Below are 2,945 nucleotides of genomic sequence, written 5' to 3' on the forward strand. Positions count from 1 at the left end.
GTTAGGCCAACCAATTGACAACAATACTTTCAAAACCCAAGAACAAGGCTTTTTGTAAACTTGAAAAACACTAACCGATTTATTTATAAACCAAAATACCAACTCAGCAAAGAAACAAAAAAACTAAAATTGAGCGGTTTGGAAGAAAAGTGACGAGCGTAGCATGCTCGGCGGACGTTTGGATGCCGAAGGTTATTTTGCCGATGAATTCACAGCGAAAAGCAACCCAACGCGATCAAGAAACAACAAATATGTGATGATTATTTATTGCTTAAGTTCAGCCATAAGAACATGAAATTCACCGTTCAATTCAAACCCGATTTAGCTGATAAAAACTCACTTTGCCTAACGCCCAATTAAGTGGTGAACAACGCACTGACCAAGTCGCTGCATTGCACCGTAAAACACTTTACCTGACGCATAGTAAAACTGCCACGCGTTGAGAATCCACTTGAATTGATTGTTATGTGAATTTAGCTATGAATTCAAAGTAAACCACCGTAGAAATGAAGATATTTGAATAAGTTACGTACAAAAACGATGCTTACCAAAACCTAAATTTCACAGCGTTCTGAGCCAAAGAGAGCCACTTACAGAATCAACAACAAAGAAAGCGCCCTTTCAGCAACCGCTAAATTTTTTGCGTCACCAGATTTTCAGAGCTGAATGTCAGCAAGAAAATCAGTCAAAAAGACATTTCAATTAAAGCGATTTGAAACTGACGAAACTCAACACAAACCAGATCCAAAACTTAATTGAGGCAACCCAAGAACCTTGAAAACGATCAATCTCAGGTTGTTCACGAATCCATTTCGACCAAGCCAACTTGCCGAAAATACAGAACGAATTCTCAATGAAATCGTAGAATTAACCTCAAAAACCCATCAAACACATAACGCCCGCCTAAGGGGCTGACAACGCATAACCACTAAACTCAAACACAGCAACTGCAACCACCGCGGCTCATTGGGACTGGAAACGCCACGCGTTGACAGTCCCTCTTGAGGCGTTTGTTATGCGATTTTCATTCGACCAGACAAGATCGTTACTGCTTGACCAGATAGCTTCACTTGGTTTGGATTGAGTAGTTCCACATCCACAAAACCACCTCTCTTTGAGGCCTGATAACCTTTGAGCTGAAACTTACCAAGCCTTTTCGACCAGTAAGCACACAAAGCACAATGTGCAGAGCCTGTCACTGGATCCTCATTGACTCCAACCCACGGCGCAAAATAACGCGATACAAAATCTACACCAGAGTCTGACTTAGCCGTAACTAAAACACCGCGACCCTTCAATTTTGATAGTCCGCTGAAATCCGGGGAAAGACCGTTGAGTAAGGACTCATTATCAATGACGATGATCTGCTTGTTATCAAACTGACCGTAAGCGATTAAGTTTGATTGTGCCAACCCTAAGCAATTGAGCATATCTATGTTTGGGGACACTTGCATATCAAGCATTGGAGTTGGGAAAATCAGGTGGATGCTATTTTCGTCTAAATGAGCAGTCAAAATGCCAGATAGCGTTTTAAACTCAAGAACATCACCCGTTTTATAAATCCCCTGCTCTTTTAAAACATGAGCTACAGCTAAAGTACCGTGGCCACATAGGCTCACTTCAATTTCTGGTGTAAACCAACGCAGTTGCATCGTGCTCAGCGATAAAAACGCCGTTTCAGACACTGCCATTTCAGCAGCAATTGCTCGCATTGTCGCTTCATCAAGGCTAGTTTCTGTAATGCATACCCCAGCAGGATTGCCCTTAAACACTTCTGATGTAAACGAATCTACCTGAAAAATACTGACTTCCACTCGATATCCTTAATTTCTTATGATGTCAGAAAAATCGCATAACGCCCGGCTAAGGGGTTGACAACGCGCCACCGAACTTAAAAAACACACTGTAAACACTGAACTTCAACTTTGCACTAAAGCCGCCACGCGTTGGCAATCCCTCTTGAGCCGTTTGTTATGCAAATTCAATGAGATAAACCGAATTTATACGATCAAAAGCCACGATTGCAATAGTTGAGTGATTCAAGAACCAACCCAAGCCAGAGCCATGATAAATAAGCCGCCAAAACAAGGTCTACCTTTCAGCAACAAACCAAACTTTTGAATCAGGAAAACTTAACGAGCGAAACCTTCAGCAAAAGGAAAATGCTCGATTAACTTGCCCTTTCCACACTTTAAGCACGCTGAATTGGCAACAAACCAGCACTAAAACTGATTGAGGCAAACAAAGAACCTTGCCTGTTTTACGGCTTGAGTAAACCTCGAATTTTAGGGTAAAAATGCTCATTTACCGACAACACAAAATGAATGGCCGGAGAAATCCCAAAAGATTGAACCCCTAAATTTACCTGAGTTGCATAACGCCCGCCTAAGGGGCTGGCAACGCATTAACACTAAACTCAATCACAACAACCGTAACCACCGCGGCTCATTGGGACTGGGAACGCCACGCGTTGACAGTCCCTCTTGAGGCGTTTGTTATGTGTGTGCTGATGATTGCTCTTGTTCTAGCTCTTTTTTCTGCTTGAATTTCACCTCATCCCAAGAAATACCATTCTCGATTGCAGATACACGTTCTTCATATTTCCGACATGCTCTTTGGACTACAGACTCAATCTTAACTCCTGCCTCTTTTTCGAGAGACAGGATCGCATTTAGGTAGTCCCACAGCACATCACCTAATTCATCTTCGAGGTAACAGAGTCGATTCTTAGGGATTTCTTCGATAACTTCATCGACTTCTTTTTTAATCTCAGCCAGATAAGTAGATGAGCCTAAATACCAAGAATTATTCTTGTCGAATTCAGATTTTCGTTTGGCTACTTCAAGCAATTTATCAAGATGTTGCATTTAACTTCCCACAAAACACATAACGCCCGGCTAAGGGGTTGACAACGCACCGCCGAACTCAAAAAACACACTGTAAAC

The 2,945-nt window shown here is 42.0% G+C and carries 2 protein-coding genes; both read right to left on the bottom strand.

Translation table 11 applies throughout. The features are described 5' to 3' along the window. Positions 1-1,013 precede the first annotated feature (1,013 nt). Positions 1,014-1,814 (bottom strand): PhzF family phenazine biosynthesis protein, encoded by an 801-nt coding sequence (locus NB504_RS10445; RefSeq protein ID WP_142550200.1) that lies wholly within the window; start codon positions 1,812-1,814, stop codon positions 1,014-1,016. A gap of 681 nt (positions 1,815-2,495) precedes the next feature. Further along, positions 2,496-2,867, bottom strand: a complete 372-nt coding sequence (locus NB504_RS10450) for a MazG nucleotide pyrophosphohydrolase domain-containing protein (protein ID WP_057563809.1) — start codon at positions 2,865-2,867, stop codon at positions 2,496-2,498. Positions 2,868-2,945: the final 78 nt, after the last annotated feature.

Source organism: Vibrio sp. RM-69-4 (assembly GCF_024743775.1).
GTDB lineage: Bacteria > Pseudomonadota > Gammaproteobacteria > Enterobacterales > Vibrionaceae > Vibrio > Vibrio anguillarum.